Genomic DNA, 16,257 nt, shown 5'->3' on the forward strand with positions numbered 1-16,257 from the left:
CGAAGTTGGCTTTTATCATTTTACAAATAAAAGGAGCGGTTTTGAATATGGAACTTCAATTGGCTTTGGATCTTGTAGATATTCCGGGAGCAAAGGAAGTCGTTGCGGAAGTTGCAGACTATATTGACATCGTTGAAATCGGAACCCCCGTGGTCATCAACGAAGGGCTGAGAGCGGTTAAAGAGGTTAAGGAAGCGTTCCCTTCCCTGACGGTACTGGCTGACCTTAAAATCATGGATGCCGGCGGTTATGAAGTCATGAAGGCTTCCGAAGCCGGCGCAAGCATTGTTACCGTACTTGGCGTATCCGACGATCTGACGATCAGCGGCGCTGTCGAGGAAGCCAAAAAACACGGCTCCAAAATTCTGGTCGACATGATCAACGTCAAAGATCTGGCCGGCAGAGCCAAGGAAGTGGATGCCCTGGGCGTTGACTACATTTGCGTCCACTCCGGTTATGATCACCAGGCGGCGGGCCTGAACTCCTTCGAAGACTTGAAGACGATCAAGAGCGTGGTTAAGAACGCAAAAACCGCCATCGCAGGCGGCATAAAGCTCAGCACAATTGCCGAGGTTGTCAGTGCAGGGCCGGATCTGGTCATCGTTGGCGGCGGCATTACCGGCGCCGAAGACAAAAAGGCGGCTGCCGCTGAAATTCAAAAAATCGTTAAGCAAGCTTAGGTGCGGGTGCATATGAATTTTGCCGCAGAGATCGTGAAGGAACTGGAGCATTCGATCCGTCTGATTTCGGAAGAAGAAATAAGCCGGCTGGCCCGGGTCATTATGGAATCCAGGCAGGTATTCGTAGCGGGGGCAGGACGTTCAGGTCTGATGGGACGGGCTTTTGCGATGCGGCTGATGCACACGGGGATTCCGTCATTTGTCGTCGGCGAGACGATTACACCCGGCATCGGGGCCGGGGATGTGCTCATTATCGGTTCCGGCTCGGGAGAAACCAAAAGTCTTGCTTCCATGGCCGAGAAAGCCAATGGCGCAGGAGCTTCCGTCGTCGCCGTGACGATCCATCCGGAGTCCACCATCGGGACATTGGCCAGCACGGCTATCAAACTGCCAGGTTCGCCTAAGGACAAAGCGAGCGGCAGTTACCACACTATGCAGCCCATGGCCTCTTTGTTCGAACAGACCCTTCTTGTCTTCTATGACGCCGTGATATTGCGGCTTATGGAAGCCAAAGGACTAAATTCCGGCCTGATGTACGGAAATCATGCTAATCTGGAGTAACCCGAATTGCTTTCAAGATCCCTGATTTTGTGCTCTGCACGTCAGGGATCTTTTTTCGTATGAATGGGCTGCTGGTCGTTTGTTTTTTTCAAAGAACCCCGCCGGAATGGTCGTTAATTCTACATAATTCGACAATTTCTGTCATTGATGCAAATCGGAAGCCTAGGTATACTTTATCTAGTTCTTTTTTCATAGGACTTTTGGAGAATAATAAGGACGATGGAGTTTACGAGGAAAGGAGCTTTCATGCGCATTATGCCCATAAAGGTTATGGTGGTCGATCCTTATCAGCTGGTGCGCAGAGGAATCACCTCGATTCTGGAGGGGGAGCCCGACATTGAGGTGTGCGGAGAAGCCGCTGACAGAACGGAAGCGCTGGGACTTATTGAGAACCACAAGCCGGACATTTGTATTATGAACAACCGGATTAACCAGCTAAGCGGTCTGGATGTGATCCACAAGCTGAAGCAGGCCGGTGCGGGCTGCCGGTTCATCTTTCTCACGTCGAGCATGAATCCTCCAGAGCTGCAGCAGGCGCTAACACTGGGAATTGAAGGCATCGTACCGAAGGAAGCGTTCCCCGATGAGCTGCTGTTTGCGATTCATATGATCGGCCGGGGCCGCAAATACTATGACTACGACCTGCTGGAAGCCAGGCTGCTGGAAGGCATGCAGAAGAACGACAGCCCTTTGACGCCCAAGGAGCAGGAAGTACTGCAGATGCTGAGCGAAGGACTTTCAAACAAGGAAATTGCTTCCCGCCTTTGCATTACCGATTATACCGTCAAAAAGCATGTCAGCAAAATTCTATCCAAGCTGGCTTTGCCTGACCGGACAAAAGCAGCCTTGTATTACCATCATCATCGCTTGCGCCAAAATGCCCCGCTTTAGAAGTTGTAAGTATATTGTTAAGAAACAAGCGCTGACTAATCCGTCGGCGCTTGTTTTGCTGGAGTCTGTTAAATGTAAATGTTGATTATGGAATAAAACTCCCTATAAGATTAGTCTATATTGTATTAGTCGGCTCTCCGTTCCTAAGTATTCTTCACTACCAATTCTACTAATTTCTTTAAATCCTATTTTCTCAAGCATTTTTTGGGAACGAGTATTCGTTTCGTGCGTTTCTGCGTTAAAAATTGTAATTCCTAACTTCTTTGAAGCATAATCCATCATGCATATAGCAGATTTAATTCCAATGCCTTTTCCCCATAACGAACTCTCACCGATTGCAATGCCTAATTCAGCGGTATTACCTTTAATACAGGCTAAGTCTGCGTACCCAACTAATTTCTCATTAAATTCTATTCCCATTCGAACAAAATCTTCAGCTGCATTATTTACACAATGAAGCCACCACTGATATAGTTCTGCGGCACTTCTATGTTTATCCCATCCATTTGCCGAACAAAAAGTGTCATCCTTGCTCCAATTTAAAACAATTCCATAATCATTTATGATTAAAGGTCTTATCTTAATGGATTGTAAATTGTTATTTTCAACATCCATTGCTCTCTCCCCTAATTGAAAAAGAAGCCGCCCGCCATAGCCAAATAGCTACGTATGGGACGGCCTCTTCTCCTTATAGCCATCTACTCTTATGATGTTAATTAGTCCTAATGCCTCGTTTACGTCCTTACTGCTGTCCGATCACCTGATCCGTCTTGCCCTGCAGCTTGACCAGTCTCATCATGATGGAAGCGGCCTGCGCTTTCGTTACGGTCTGCTTCGGATAGAAATGTCCGTCCCGCCCCTGCATCAAGCCAAGCTTGACAACCAGCGTAACCGCGCCTTTGTTCCCGATAGCCGCCGCATCGCTGAATTTGCTTGCCTCCCCTTGCTGCTCCAGAAAAGCAGACAGTTTATTATACTTCACAATGGAGGTCAACATAACGGCCAGCTGCTCCCGGGTCAGCTTGCTGTCAAGCTGCAGCTTCGCATCCCGGTTGATCCAACCCTGCCGTTCGGCAAAGCTTACAAGTTTATAATCCTCGCTGTCAGGCGAAACGCCTGCGATCGGCTCAGGCCCATTTCCGCCGTAGCTCATTCCATAGTTTTCATAGTGCGGAGATACGGCCCTAACCATCATTCTGAGCCAGTCGCCTGCCGTAATCTCCTCATTCGGGTTGACTTTCCCGTCTTTATCAGGCGTAATCACATGGTAGTTTACAAGCGCAGCAAGCTCCTTCTCCGCCCAATGCCCTGCGAGATCGGCGGGGACGGCTGCCGCTATCGTCCGTCCCGTATTTTCGAACGTATTCACCCATTTGCCGGTTGAAGCATCCAGCACTTTAAAAAGCTTGGCTGAATCCTTGGTTTCGGGACTGTATACCAGCCGTACCTGCAGCTTGGCATAGTTGCTGTCGATGTAAAAGCCGCCGAACCGGGAATATTTCAGCGTTACCTTATACTGATCCCGGTAAGCCTTCAAAGCCTGTTCTTTGGTCTGGGCCGGTTCCTTGTATGGGGGCAATTCGGCCTGATCGGTATTCCGGGAGACGCTGTAATTCAGCAGTTTTCCATTAGCGTCTATGGCCAGTGAAACCGAGTCGCCTATTACGGGAATCCCGTTCACATAGTGCAAAAACTGGTATCTGTACTGGGTCCCGTCTTTGATTGCAGTCCATTCATCCCCGTGCTCGGCAAGTTTCAAATCCCTGCTTGCATTTGGATACAAGCGGTTAACCAGCTCGATCGCTCTCTGTTTGGCTGCCTCCTTAGATATTTTTGTAGTCCCGGAAGCATCCGGTAGCGGCTTCTGCTCATCCTTATAGGCGAACTCATCAACGGCGAACTGCAGAATTTGGCCGGTGTCCGCAGCAATCACCGCCGTTGATTGAGCCGGGAATCCACGGTGATAGCCTGCAGTATTGTCGCTCCACGTCAATCTCCATGCTTTTCGTTCAGGCTTATTGTAATCCGGGTTTAACGACTGCGATGTCAAAGTTCGTCCTTCCGGAATGACAGCGACCTGTTCTACAAGCTTGGCCGCTTCTTCCGCAGTAAGCTCGGAAGCAGCGCTTCGCGGTTGAAAGACGTCCTGAGTGACGGAAACGTCAGAGTAAGCTGCCTTAGTCACGGTAACCTCATTTCCTTCAAAGTCGATGCCTTTCCCGGTCTGGGCGTCAAGCGGGTAGAGCGTGCCGGCAATGGGTTGCCATCCCAGAATGAAGCTGGTCGGAATTCCGTTCTTTAGGATTGGAATGTATCCCAGCTCAACATCAAGCGCTTCGGCGTACTTCTTCTCAGCGTCCGCCTGAGAGATAGACGGCACGGGAGACGGGGACTCGAAATGATCAGAGGGGCCGGTAAATCCAACGACTTCCCCGTTCGCATTGACGGAAACATAGATCTGATTAAAATCGGCCGGCAATCCGTTTTTCTTCACATTGAAATTAAACGTATAAACGACAGGACCGAACAGCGTTCGCCCGTCCGCATCCCAGCCGTTCAGCCCAGGCTCCAGATCCTGGGCGGATACAGAGGAAACCGCTTTGGAAATAAAGGCTTTCGCCTTCTGCAGCGCTTGTTCCTCTGTCACCTTGGGCGGATAATAGGCTTCATTTTCTACCGGCGCTGACAAGTATGTACTGATCAGATCTCCCGTGATCGCATCCACCCGGCTGCTGAATCCATATGATGTATCGCCCTGTTGAACCTCCCACTGAATGTCCCAGACCATCTGGTTTTCAGGCGGGGGGAAGATACGGCTATTGCCAAGCTCGACTCTTGATGCTTTAGCCTTCTGCAATACCGGAAACAGCTCTTTCAACTTGGCAATCGCTTGCTCCTGGGTGAATTTGACTTTGGATGGATCGGCTGTACCTGCATCTGGAGAAGAAATCTCGCCGGAAGCTATCTTCACCTTCATTTCATCCGTTAAAGATACTGCGGGAACATCCGTCCCACCAGAAGAATCGGCAAGGGCATATCCCTGCGGCAAAAGGAGTGTAAGCGCAGCCAAACTTAAGAATGCAGCGGACTTGGTGCGTTTTAAAGCGCGTTTCTTTGGTTTGATCAATTCGTCCCATCCTTTCCTTTCGGTATTTCTTTATATTTTACTCTTAGTTTCATTATTTTACCATTATTGTTTAATACATCCGAACCGATAGGGTAGAGGAATTTATTTCCAGAAAAAGCTAATAAGCGCTATATAATGAAGTACAACCGGCAACAAAATTCTTTTTTCGGAAGGAACGAAAACAGGTTTGAGAGCTTCAGTCCGTTTTTTTCAGCGATTCCGCCGTTTGCAGTGGAAATTGACCTTATTCTACATCCTCACGACACTTGTCGTTCTCTTGTTTCTTGAAATGATAGCTGCCCTGATTTTCCTTGCTGTTGTCAACTACGATAAAAGTAAAATGTTGGCTGCCCAGGTCGGGAGCGTGGCCTATAATTTAAGCTCCAATTTCACCGGTCCCTTCATCAACCGGGATCAGTTGCGGGAAGCGTTAAAGAGCTGGCCATCGGAATTTGGAGCGGAATTTCGGGGATTGTCCGCAGTCCTCGATGCTGACGGCCGCCTGATTGAAGCCGATGGAGATGTGGCGTTTGAGAGAAACGAATGGGGACCCATGCTCCCGGCCAAAGTACAGCAAAATATACAGACAGCGCTTTCGCTGAATCCCTCCGACATTGGTCAACTCACAAGTTATACGTTCAAAAGCGGAGGGACCGCATATATCGTGTCTCCGATCGCCCAAACAAATAAGATCCGTGGGGTGCTGGTGGTTCAAGCGGAGCATGTGCGGTTTTCCTATTACAGTTTTGGGGGTGTCTTGCCGAGAGCCTTTCTGTTTATAGGCCAGAGCCTGATCCTCTTCTTTCTTGGAGCCGCTATTGTCGGGATTGCTTTCGGCATCGTCACGTCGCGAAGTCTTGTCCGGCGGATTCGAAGAATACTCGTCTCGGCGGATCGATGGAGCCAGGGCGATTTCACTACTTTCGTTCAGGATCCGTCGGGGGACGAGCTGGGGCAGCTGGGTCAAAGGCTCAATCAAATGGCCAGACAGCTCAGACTCCTGCTCAGGACACGTCAAGAGCTTGCGACGCTGGAGGAGCGCAACCGGCTCGCCAGAGAGCTGCACGATAGCGTCAAGCAGCAGATGTTTGCCGTTTCGATCTGGGTGAATACGGCCAAATCCCTGATCGGTCAAGACGAGCAAACCGCCCGCTCGCATTTGAGTGAAGCGGAAAGCCTGATCAGCCATACGCAGCGGGAGCTGAGCTCGCTCATTCAGGAATTGCGCCCCGTTGCCCTCGAAAGCAAGGATCTGGCGCATGCGCTCGGCGATTATTTGCGCTCATGGCAGGATCAGACAGGGATTGCCGTGGATTTCGAGGTGAGCGGCGAGCACCGGGTATCTTCGAGCATCGAAGAAGCCTTCTTCCGGATCGCCCAGGAGGCGCTGTCCAATGCAGCGCGCCATAGCAAGGCAACCTCTGTGCGGGTGAAGCTGGAATGCGGGGAGATTGCCCAGCTTTCCATCAGCGACAATGGCTGCGGATTTGATGCCCGTCAGGAAGCCCGGGAAGGCGTTGGCTTATCCTCCATGCGTGAGCGCGCTCAGGGTCTGGACGGCGATATCGACATCCGAAGCGAAAAGGGTAAAGGCACTGTCATCGTGGTACGGTGTGAACAAACCGGAATATAAGTGGATAGGAGTGATCCGAATTGGCAAAAAATGACCCCATCACAATTATGCTTGTCGATGACCATACGATTGTGAGGCATGGCTTGCGCGCCCTCTTCACGCTGCAGCCCGATTGCCAGGTGATCGGCGAAGCCGAAACGGGGGAAGAAGCTGTGAAGCTGGCTGGCGAGCTCGTGCCCGATGTGGTGCTAATGGATCTGGTCATGCCGGGGATCGATGGCGTGGAGACCACGCGGCGCGTCAAACAAGTCAGTCCCCGTTCACAGGTGATTGTGCTGACCTCTTTTGAGGAGGATAAACATATCTTCCCCGCTCTGCGGGCCGGGGCGCTTTCCTATGTTCTCAAAGATATTGAGCCCGGGCAGTTAGTTGAGACAGTTCGCAGGGCCGTAGACGGCGAATCGATCATGCATCCGCGGGTGGCCGCGCGAGTGGTGCAGGAGGTGCGCAGCACGAAAAAGACGGACTCCAATCCATTCGCCGAGCTGAGCGACCGCGAACTCGAAGTGCTGCGCCTGATCGCCGGCGGCTTGTCCAATGCCGAAATAGCCGGGCAGCTGTTCATCAGCGAAAAGACGGTGAAAGGCCATGTCAGCAATATTTTAAGCAAGCTGCATATGCTTGACCGGACCAAGGCCGCCGTGTTTGCCTGGGAGCAGGGACTAATGCGCCTGGACTAAAAAAGCGGCGACGATGCTGCTTGTTCATCCGGTCCTCCGGCCCGTCTATAACTCTATGGCAGTGTGCGCAAACAGTTCCCCCGGAGGGTCCATAATCGGATCCGCAGACGCGTTCCAATCCGGTTTCTCTGTTTTATCATCGAACCTGTGAAACGGAGATTGTAACCGGAAAGGATGATTGCATGTGAGTCTTCCATTGTCTCATGTAGAAAAAAGCCCGGCAGCGGGAATCAAAGGGTGGCCCTCCTGGGCCGGATATGCGGCCTTGATGTGGTCCGTGCTCTATGGGGCGCTGCACCTGTACTGGCTGTTTGGCGGAGAAGGATACCCCTTCAAATATAATGAACAGGCGGGTTTATTTTCCGCCATAGTCACTTATCTTCCGGCAAAGGCCGGAGGGATCGTTTTTGTTATTCTCTGCATGCTTGGAGCCAACATTAGCCTGGTCATGCGGTACCCTGACAGGTTCAGCCTTCCCCGCTGGCTTATACTCGCTTATGCGTGGGGATTCGCCGCAGGGTTGATCATCTTCGTGCCTGATATCAGCCTGATTATGGTCATGGCCTACGCTTTTTTGCTGAAATTCGATTTCAACTGGCTGATGTTCAATCAAATCGTGTGCATTCTGGGCGCTTTGCTGTGGGGCTTCGCGGTTCTTGGCTATCAACGATGGGCGCGCGGCGCTTGCGTCTATTGCGGGAGGGAAGCGCGCAGCGAGCCGTTTGTTCTGGTTAAATGGAGTCGTGCGATCACCTGGATTGCGGCAGCCGCCCCGCTTCCTTACGCCATTTCTCGGTTTGTCTGGGCATTTGATCCGAAGATCATTCACGAATTTTTGCAGGAAAATCCGTCGGCTCAAGTAACAGCCCTTGTATTTGGAATCATATGCGTCATCGGAGGAATGCTTACGCTTGGCTTGAACCAGAAATGGGGCGAGGTCTTTCCTGCCTGGTTCCCGTTCATCGGCGGCAAAAGAGTACCTATTCTGCTCGCGGTTATTCCGGCCTCTATGGTAGCTATTGCGGTAACGGCCGCCGGCTTTGTTTTTACGTTCGCTTTCACCGTCGTCAAGCTTGGCTACCTGCACGTAGACAATATCATTTTCAATCAGATTAACACTGCGGTAGGCCCTATGCTTCTATGGATCCCCTGGGGCGTGGCTCTCGGGCTTGCCGCCATTGCCTACTATTACCGCCGGCGCGGCCAATGCGGCCATTGCGGCAGGAAATAACTTATTAGATTCCCCTTGAACCGGGCGGCTGCCCTGGCATCCTCTATCCATGAATGCCCATTTATAACGTGGGCGTTTCATAGTAAAATACTAAATAAGACGCCCGCCCTAGCGCCTATGGACGTCTTATTTTGTTGCACATGGGAGATCTGCTAGCATGAAAAACATTTTATTTATCAATACCGGCGGGACCATTTCTTCTTCCTATCAGGAGAATGGGCTTACGCCTACGCAAAACGCGGAGAATATTCTGGAGCAAATTCCGGAGCTTACAAATATTTGTCACATTGATGCGTTTGATTTGATGAGCATGGACAGCACCAATACGCAGCCCGAAGACTGGGCTTCCATTGCCAAACTGGTGCACCGTTCGATACAGCGTTACGACGGCATTGTTATTGCGCATGGCACGGACACCATGGCTTATACGGCATCCGCACTCAGCTTTATGCTCGGTTCCGTGGGCAAGCCGGTCATTCTTACCGGGTCCCAGGTATCCATACTTGCCGAGCATACGGATTCCAAAAAGAACGTAATCGATTCCTTCCTCGCCGCCTGCGGTGAGCGCCCCGGCGTTTTCGTTGTCTTCAACGGGAAAATCATTAACGGCTGCCGGGCCTCCAAAGTAAGAACCCGAAGCTATAACGCGTTTGAAAGCATTAATTATCCCTATATCGGAACTGTCGAAGACGGCAAGGTGATTTACAACAAGGATTTACTGCAGCCGCACCCGATCCATTATTCCTATAATGACAACTACTGCGCAGAGGTGTTCCTGCTCAGGCTGATTCCGGGAACCAATCCGCATATTTTTGATGCCATCCGGTCGCTGGGCTACAAAGGCATTGTCATCGAAGGCTTCGGGATGGGCGGCGTTCCCTTCAAGGAGCGCAGCCTGATTAACAAAATCGAAGAGCTGATGCGGGAAGGCATAAGCATCGCGGTAACGACCCAGTGCCCTTATGAGGGCGGGGATCTGACGATTTACGAGGTGGGCCAGAAGGTGCTCGAGAAAGGGGTCATCCCCGGCTACGACATGACGACCGAAGCGCTGGTCACCAAAATGATGTGGGCGCTCGGCCAGACTCTGGATCCCGCCGAAGTGGCGAAGATCATGGCTACCAATTATGCCGATGAATTCGGACTGCCGGAGATGCTTTAGGGAATTCTGGCCGAGGACGCCGCCCGGACGGCGGCTGAATCGCCGGAGGGGCTGCTTAGCGACCCTTACCGGGAAGGCAGACCCGTCCATTTTTTCGAAAAAACGTATCGCTTCACTCCCCAGCTTGCCGCCGGGCTGGCTGCTTTAAAGGGTGCTTTCCCCTCCCATCGGGGGGGGGGTACGCTCTGGCTGGATGAACAATTTTACAAAATCATGCACTTGATCCTTGGCATACAACATGAAACGATGCAAGAAATGTATGCTCTAAAAACCGTACGCCCTTTGGTTCGGGAAGAAATCTACAAGCGAATCAGCCTCGCCTGGGACTATATTCTGGCCTTCTACAAGCAGCCTCTTCTCTTGGCCCAAATTGCCCGGATTGCCTGCATGTCCCCGAATCATCTGCTCCGGAATTACGCAGCCGTATTCGGTCTCACTCCGCACCAGCATATTACGGAGCTCAGGCTGAACCGGGCCAAGCAGCTTTTGTTGAACGAGGAACATTCCATTACGGACATTTCCTTTGAACTCGGATTTCAGACGCCTGTCTACTTCAGTAAAATGTTCAAGCAGCGTACAGGCCTCGCTCCTTCGGATTACCGCAGAATGTTTGCGGCAAAATCCGATGGCTCAGACTGAAAGAAACTTGGCATTGGCCCGGTGTTAGAAAAGCATAATATCGACTGTAGCTTCCCCAATTCGTCTAATGAAGGGCTTTCTCCAAACTTAAGTTAAAATAGTCATTGTATACACTTTTCGCCAAATTGTTAGCCGCGCTAGCCTTTTCTCTATCCTTATAAAAAGCTTCCAAATCTGCTTCACTCCCGGTTTTCCCATAATTCAGTAAACTGTTAATAGCTTTTCTATAACTTTCCGCGCTAAGACTAGCCTCTGAAAGAAGATTATCCGGTCTATCGCCAATAATCGCCAAGCTAGTATCATCAAATTCCTTAATGCCATTTTCTGCAGAGGCTATCAACTGCTCAATTTTTGTCGAATCAACCCTTTCTTTAAGAATAATATTTCCAAGTAACCTTAAAGCTTCTTTATCCGTTTCCGCAAAAGAATCGAAATAGTCTGTTTGAAACTTGTTAAGTATATGCAGATTATTTATATACTTAGTTTTGCTATCAATAATAGACAAAGTATTATTGTTTAACTGCACTGTTAATTTAGCTTGTCTTAAAAGATACGCTGGAACATACACACGGTTATTCAGAACTACCGCAGTATCATTTGAGGATGCACTCAATTCATTCCCATTCCACAACACTCTTACACGTTCCAAATCTCGTAAGCTAAATCCTTGAGCCGCCGCTGTTGAAATAGTCAGTATAAAAATCAATATAATGGATATAATTACTTTTTTTCTCAATGTATTCACCCCATCATTGTAATATTTGTAAATTCATACTATATTATATATGCCCATGGGAAAATTTCAATAGGAGGAAAAAAATGAAACATATTGTACGTTTCGCGTCGATTGCTCTTGTAATCTTTGCAGTTGTTTTCTCTCATTATTATTCTTCTCAACATGTGTATGCTTCTACCGTTCAAGAAGTAGATCTCCGTTCATCAAATTATCCAGACACTTATTTAGACGGTTATAAAGGAATTTATGATCGAGCAGTCACCACATCTTCCACAATTACAAGCTATAGACTTCACTTTTTAAGAATTGCAACTGCAACTAATGATCGTGTTTCTGTCTCATCTTCTTATAACACTACAACACAAGAAGCAGGGACAATTTACTTAAGTCAAAGCGGTTATGTTACAGATGTATGGACACCTTGGATAACTGGTTCTGCTTATGTCAATTTGATTACAACGAATGATGGAAACGTTAGTACTGGCTTTGTTATTGATAAAATCGAGTATAATGGAACCTCCTCTCCATTAGTTAACTCTGCAGCTTTTTATCCAAATTCATTCTCTTCTGTAAGTAATTTATCGGTTTACCAATCATCTTCAGTATCTACTTATGGGTATACGAGCTTTGTGAATAACGGTCTTAACATTCTAGATATTATTACGAATGCAAATATAGGTTTTACCCCTTCCACATCATCTACCGCACAGGTACAAATTTCTGCCAACAATTCTACAGGATTAGATTATTTTGCTCTTACGCAACCCTACAGTTCTTCAGGTTCCCCTATAAGCTCGGTTGATACTACAACTTGGAGTTATGCTACAGTAGTATTTAATAATGCTGTCATGAATTCTTGGGGATTCTCAACCGACAATAAGCAGAAAACAGTAACTCATGAATTAGGGCATGTGCTTTCACTTAAGCATCAGGATAATATTGATGTTAATTCCATTATGAAGGTTGGTAAATTAACAATAACATCTCCATCATCAACAGATATTAGCAACTTACAATATAGATGGTAGAAAGGGAGGAAAAATTATGTCTTTCAAATATGTAAGTAAATATGGCTTAATACCGCTCTTCTTTTTCGCCTGTATTGCATATGTAATTTTCTTCATTACAAATTCAGAGAATCATCATGCCAAAGCAATGGGAAGTAAAAAAATCCATTCCGCACACGCAGACTATCCTGTTCTCAGTACTGTTACCGAACTAACATATAAGGCAGATTTAATTGTAACGGGAATGTTCACAGGAAATAGAGTCCCTAAATTTTATACTGACGAAAACGGTGAAATTATTGTACGTGCAAGTACTTCTGAGTTTGAAATACAAAAAGTTCATAAAGGAGTGGTTTATGACAAAATTATTTCTGTAATTGAGCCAGCGTACGAGGATAATAACGAAATATATACCATTGAGGGGTATAAATTGATGAACAAATTCGATAAATTTATTCTCTTCCTTGGAAACACAGATGAGGGTGCGTATCGCATTGTCGGTATGTACCAGGGCCAATATAACACAAACAGCACTATAAAAATTAATTCAATGGATGGAAATAACGATGAAACTGAATACTTTGGATCGCAATCTGAAATTAAACATTACAAAAGACTAAAAGAGCAAGTATTGGAGTTGTTTAAAAACAATTAGTACAATTCAATAATTAATGAAATAGCTCCTAAGATGAATAAGTGCTTTCTTAGAAAATGCATTGCCCCCTGCAAATTCCAATGAATTTAAAGGAGGCTTTTTTATACTTCTTTGGCTTGATTAGGAGTAAAAGCAAATAATAATCTCTAAAATTAAGCTAAAAAGCCTTTTGAATAGTATTCCACCACCAAAAAAACTTTCCGTGTAAGGAAGAGTCTCCCCAGTTAAATGCATCCACTTTCACATCATACCGTTCCCTTGTTCGCTACCGTTCCAAGTTCCAAACTGCTTTCGTGGCCTTCATTCCGTGACCGGACTTTCACCGGATAGAAGATGCTTGCCTCAGGAACGTCTAACATCAGAACCACCCGTTAGACGGGTGGTTCTGATGTTAGACTATAAGTCTCAGATACCGGCTCGTGTCTAAAGACACTGGCTTTCACTTAGTTCAATGCCTTTCCCTCTTTTGCCACCCCTCAAGGGGTCCTTATATTACCGGCTATCCCTAATTGAGCAGGAGGTCGACACCTTTCTCACAATCCTCATAGGATGTAAGCTCTTCTTCCAATGGCTTTTTCCGTACACGCTGGGAATGAAGAGTTTCATAGGTAGTAAAAAATTCGCCGCGAACTAGGCATCGTGCCAGCTCTGCTGGCCATTCTTTTGAATAATCAGTCGAAAATCTTGGCCCTATATTCAGAAAGGCTGCAATTTACCCTCCAACCCTAGGCATTCTTTTGTTAATCATCAATATAAATGATAACCCGTTGCCAATTTAACATTATACTGGGCACCGGTTCCTTGTATGTCGCAAACCCTTGGGATACCAAGAGTCATGAATTTTTGACCAAACAAGCTGTCAAAAGTTTGTTGTCCTTTTCTTTTTGAAAATTACGTCTTTCTTTAATTTTTCTTATCATAATAGCGAATAAACGCATATTCCGGATAACCGACTTGTAATTGTTTACTATTTAAATTAGTAACAGGTAAAAAATAATCATAAGATTTGCCCGGTTCTATTTTTTCAATTAATGCTAGGTCAGATCTGTCCGTAAATGTTTCCCCTTTTAACCCTTCTTCAATAAAATTATTCTTATCAATGATGACTAATAAGTGATCTTGCAATTGTGAATAGGTTTTATTCGAAGCATTGTATATTCTGACTTTTAAAAAAACCGATTCTCCTTTCTTTTCTTCATAATAGATCTTTTTCGGAATAATTTGCGGATCAAAGGTTTGATCTGCATTTTGTTCATTGCTCATTCTCTCTAACGGGCCTTTTGCAAAAAAATCCGGATGATTCATAGACACAACTTTATTTTTTGGATCCCAACTTAATTGAATATTCAACCCTTCTGCGATCCATTTAGCCGGAACCATGACAGTACCGTTCTTTGTTACAATCGAGGTATCCGTTGAGACTATTTTCCCATTTAGCTCCACTTTGTTCTCATTGACTTTAGCTTTAAATGAAAGTACGGATGAATTCAAAGATACGATTTTGTTAGCGTTATCCCAATTTATCGTTCCATTTAAGGAGTCACTAACGATCCGCAGAGGAATTAACGTTCTGAAGTTAGAATCAATATATGGCATTGTCCCTTTAGAAAAAATAAGATACGCCCCATTCAATTTCAACAGCAAGCCATTTTCTTTTAATTCTGCGGCTGAAGACACTGGTACAGCAACTAAGCAAAACAAACTTATGACAATGAAGGCCAAGAACTTCCGTATCATTACTTCAACTCCTTATCTTGTGCTTAATATTTAGACGCTTAGAAAGAAAAGATGTTACACTTAGAAGAAAATATATCTAAGTGCAACATTAAATTTCATTTACGGAGTTAGTGTCCCTGTTTTAACTTTAACTGTTTCTCTTGAGAAATCAGTAAAATCTACAAGAACATTGTATGTTTGGTAACCACAACTGGTTGCTGTACTAGCTGCATTTTGTAATTGCTCAGTACCTGATGCTGTTCCTACTTTTACGTCGCTCCATTGAGCATTATATAGATAGCTTCCTGTAGTTAAATCCTCATATTTTTGGCCGATAGCGGTAATTCTTTTAACTTGCATATTGGTACCGTAAGTAGAGAAATTTTTAATTGACGAAACATTCCAAACTATTGTTTGACTTAATGGTGTTCCATTTTTTGCTGTACCTGTAACATACAAAGCAGCTTGATTACTTGTAGGAATATAAAATTTCATAAAGGCGGAGGTGCCCATTTTGAAATTTGCAGGAGAACCTGAAATCACACTAGACATACCTAAAGATGTCATTGCCCATGTTTCTTCTGTCGGATAAACGGGATCTATGCTATCTCCATAATTAAACATTAGTCCTGCATCTACAGTGTATGTATTACCATCAGTGCCGACATTATAAGCTCCAACATACATGTATGCGGTGTCATAAGTACTTTGAGGTCCATTTGGGGTATTTACTGTTTTAGGGGTCATTGATATATCCGTACCTTTTATAGGTAAATACAAGTTAGTGGTAATTCTGGAATAGCCTTTTGCTGAGGCAATTTTTCTAAATGGTCCCGAATTCGCAGATGGACAAGAAGTTGTAGGATTAGTATAACTTAAAATACTAACATTAGGCTCTACTGCCTCACCAAGATTTACTGTTTTCTCTTTATAGTTAGGATCTCTTTTTAATTTTCCATCTGGACCAATTAATTCTTTATACTTCTCTTTATATTCATTAAGCTTATCTAATTTATTCATTGTAAAATAACCATCTTCATCAATAAAGAGTACATTTTCTCTATCCTCTTTATCCAGATTTTTCATAACTTCTTTAAGTATCTCTTTATCTTTTTCAGGTAATCTGCTATCAATGTAACCCACATCCTCATTTAATTGTGACTGGTTTTTTGCATTTACTAAAGTTGCAGGTACTAATAATACTAATATGAGGAGGAAAAAACATAATTTTTTTTGCATTGTCTTCATTCTCCTTTAGCGTTATTAATTTGAGCATTTTGCAGTAATATAAGCCCTTGAGCCACAAGGATTTTCAGGCATAAAAAAGGGACTTCACCCCAATTTGGCGAAGTTTTTCGGTGACCAAACCAAAAACCCCAGAATGGAGGAAGTCACCTTGTATATTCTACAAGAAAGCCTATTTTCCTTTGATGAACTGCAAAAACTTGAATCCAAAGAGCGATTGCCTATCTTCTTCAGCGCTCTTGACTTAAGACCTTATGCCAAGGAATTGAGAAACAATTCACCCCGAGGTGCCGA

At 45.9% G+C, this 16,257-nt stretch carries 15 protein-coding genes and 1 pseudogene; 11 read left to right on the forward strand and 5 right to left on the reverse strand.

Annotation, left to right across the window (positions count from 1 at the left end; translation table 11 throughout):
- Positions 1–47: 47 nt before the first annotated feature.
- The 3 genes from hxlA to K7397_RS07610 all read left to right on the forward strand — a co-directional run bounded on the left by hxlA (position 48) and on the right by K7397_RS07610 (position 2,132).
- Positions 48–680, forward strand: a complete 633-nt coding sequence (hxlA, locus tag K7397_RS07600) for a 3-hexulose-6-phosphate synthase (RefSeq protein WP_223067344.1) — start codon at positions 48–50, stop codon at positions 678–680.
- A gap of 12 nt (positions 681–692) precedes the next feature.
- Positions 693–1,241, forward strand: a complete 549-nt coding sequence (gene hxlB / locus K7397_RS07605) for a 6-phospho-3-hexuloisomerase (RefSeq protein WP_223067345.1) — start codon at positions 693–695, stop codon at positions 1,239–1,241.
- Between the two features lie 255 nt (positions 1,242–1,496).
- The gene (locus tag K7397_RS07610; protein ID WP_237690751.1) at positions 1,497–2,132 is read left to right on the forward strand and encodes a response regulator; all 636 of its coding nucleotides are present in this window, start codon (positions 1,497–1,499) and stop codon (positions 2,130–2,132) included.
- Between the two features lie 102 nt (positions 2,133–2,234).
- Here K7397_RS07610 and K7397_RS07615 read toward each other — a convergent pair whose 3' ends face one another.
- Both K7397_RS07615 and K7397_RS07620 read right to left on the reverse strand, forming a co-directional pair.
- Positions 2,235–2,747 carry a GNAT family N-acetyltransferase gene (locus tag K7397_RS07615; RefSeq protein ID WP_223067346.1) on the reverse strand — a complete coding sequence of 171 codons (513 nt, stop codon included), beginning with the start codon at positions 2,745–2,747 and terminating at the stop codon, positions 2,235–2,237.
- A gap of 127 nt (positions 2,748–2,874) precedes the next feature.
- Positions 2,875–5,259 carry a YcdB/YcdC domain-containing protein gene (locus K7397_RS07620; RefSeq protein WP_223067347.1) on the reverse strand — a complete coding sequence of 795 codons (2,385 nt, stop codon included), beginning with the start codon at positions 5,257–5,259 and terminating at the stop codon, positions 2,875–2,877.
- 187 nt (positions 5,260–5,446) lie between these two features.
- Between K7397_RS07620 and K7397_RS07625 the strand changes: the two genes are divergently transcribed.
- From K7397_RS07625 to K7397_RS07645, 5 genes are all read left to right on the forward strand, one after another.
- On the forward strand, positions 5,447–6,892 hold the full coding sequence (locus K7397_RS07625; RefSeq protein WP_223067348.1) for a sensor histidine kinase: 1,446 nt from the start codon (positions 5,447–5,449) through the stop codon (positions 6,890–6,892).
- Between the two features lie 20 nt (positions 6,893–6,912).
- Complete coding sequence (locus tag K7397_RS07630) at positions 6,913–7,572, forward strand: response regulator (protein ID WP_223067349.1); 660 nt, start codon at positions 6,913–6,915, stop codon at positions 7,570–7,572.
- Between the two features lie 184 nt (positions 7,573–7,756).
- A complete protein-coding gene (locus K7397_RS07635; RefSeq protein ID WP_223067350.1) occupies positions 7,757–8,803 on the forward strand; it encodes a hypothetical protein in 1,047 nt (348 codons plus the stop codon).
- A 157-nt stretch (positions 8,804–8,960) separates the two neighbouring features.
- Positions 8,961–9,965 carry an asparaginase gene (locus tag K7397_RS07640; protein WP_223067351.1) on the forward strand — a complete coding sequence of 335 codons (1,005 nt, stop codon included), beginning with the start codon at positions 8,961–8,963 and terminating at the stop codon, positions 9,963–9,965.
- Positions 9,966–10,220: 255 nt separating this feature from the next.
- Positions 10,221–10,604 carry a helix-turn-helix domain-containing protein gene (locus tag K7397_RS07645; RefSeq protein WP_223067352.1) on the forward strand — a complete coding sequence of 128 codons (384 nt, stop codon included), beginning with the start codon at positions 10,221–10,223 and terminating at the stop codon, positions 10,602–10,604.
- Between the two features lie 64 nt (positions 10,605–10,668).
- Here K7397_RS07645 and K7397_RS07650 read toward each other — a convergent pair whose 3' ends face one another.
- The gene (locus K7397_RS07650; protein WP_223067353.1) at positions 10,669–11,340 is read right to left on the reverse strand and encodes a hypothetical protein; all 672 of its coding nucleotides are present in this window, start codon (positions 11,338–11,340) and stop codon (positions 10,669–10,671) included.
- 83 nt (positions 11,341–11,423) lie between these two features.
- On the opposite strand from K7397_RS07650, the gene K7397_RS07655 reads away from it, so the two are divergent.
- A complete protein-coding gene (locus K7397_RS07655; RefSeq protein ID WP_223067354.1) occupies positions 11,424–12,368 on the forward strand; it encodes a M43 family zinc metalloprotease in 945 nt (314 codons plus the stop codon).
- Between the two features lie 16 nt (positions 12,369–12,384).
- Entirely contained in the window at positions 12,385–13,002 is a 618-nt protein-coding gene (locus tag K7397_RS07660) for a hypothetical protein (protein WP_223067355.1), read from the forward strand.
- A 903-nt stretch (positions 13,003–13,905) separates the two neighbouring features.
- On the opposite strand, the gene K7397_RS07665 is transcribed toward K7397_RS07660, so the two are convergent.
- Positions 13,906–14,739 carry a copper amine oxidase N-terminal domain-containing protein gene (locus K7397_RS07665; protein WP_223067356.1) on the reverse strand — a complete coding sequence of 278 codons (834 nt, stop codon included), beginning with the start codon at positions 14,737–14,739 and terminating at the stop codon, positions 13,906–13,908.
- A gap of 99 nt (positions 14,740–14,838) precedes the next feature.
- On the reverse strand, positions 14,839–15,957 hold the full coding sequence (locus tag K7397_RS07670) for a hypothetical protein (protein WP_223067357.1): 1,119 nt from the start codon (positions 15,955–15,957) through the stop codon (positions 14,839–14,841).
- Between the two features lie 157 nt (positions 15,958–16,114).
- On the opposite strand from K7397_RS07670, the pseudogene K7397_RS22160 reads away from it, so the two are divergent.
- Positions 16,115–16,257 (forward strand): annotated as a pseudogene (locus K7397_RS22160) (transposase); the annotation flags it as partial.

It is taken from the genome of Paenibacillus caui, from assembly GCF_019904135.1.
GTDB classification, from domain to species: domain Bacteria; phylum Bacillota; class Bacilli; order Paenibacillales; family Paenibacillaceae; genus Fontibacillus; species Fontibacillus caui.